Annotated in this window: 1 pseudogene; it reads right to left on the reverse strand. The window is 80.3% G+C overall.

Annotated elements, in window-relative coordinates:
* A pseudogene (locus AO501_RS38215) lies at positions 1-710 on the reverse strand (PE family protein); the annotation flags it as partial.

Raw genomic sequence — 710 nt, forward strand, 5'->3', positions numbered from 1 at the left:
TGCCGCCAGCGCCGCCGGCCCCGCCGGTACCGCCGCCGCCCGCCGTTCCGCCGGCACCCGCAGCACCGGCGCCGGTGCCGGCATTGCCTCCGTTGCCGCCCTCTCCGCCGAGCCCGCCACTGCCGCCGGTGCCTCCGGTGCCGGCTAGGGCCGCCTTGCCGGCCCCGCCGTCGCCGCCGCGGCCACCCGTGCCGCCACTGCCGTTGACACCGCCGGTGTCTGCGCTGCCGCCCGCCCCGCCCTGGCCGCCTTTTCCGCCACCGAAGCCGTCAAGTGCGACGCTCGCGCCGTTCCCTCCTGCGCCACCCGCGCCACCGGTGCCGCCCGTCCCGGCGCCACCGACGAGCCCGCCCAGGTTGGCAACACCGCCCAAGCCGGCGTCACCTCCGGCACCCCCGTCGCCGCCATTGCCCGCCGGACCCAGCGTGTTGGATGCGCCGGCGCCCCCGGCGCCGCCCTGGCCTCCGTCACCGCCGGCACCGCTGACCGAGCTGAGGCCGTTGGTGTTCAAACCGCTCATGCCGCCCTGGCCGCCGTGGCCGCCCGCGCCGCCAGATCCACCGTTGATGGCAAGCGCACCGCCGGCACTGCCGGCGCCGCCGGTCCCGCCGCTGCCACCCCTACCTGCAGCGCCGCCGCTGGCGGCCGCGCCACTGCCGAAGCCGGCGGTGCCGCCGTCGCCACCGGCCCCGCCGGCCCCGCCGGCGCCG

The sequence above is a fragment of the Mycobacterium gordonae genome (assembly GCF_001417955.2).
In the GTDB taxonomy this organism is placed as follows: domain Bacteria; phylum Actinomycetota; class Actinomycetes; order Mycobacteriales; family Mycobacteriaceae; genus Mycobacterium; species Mycobacterium gordonae_B.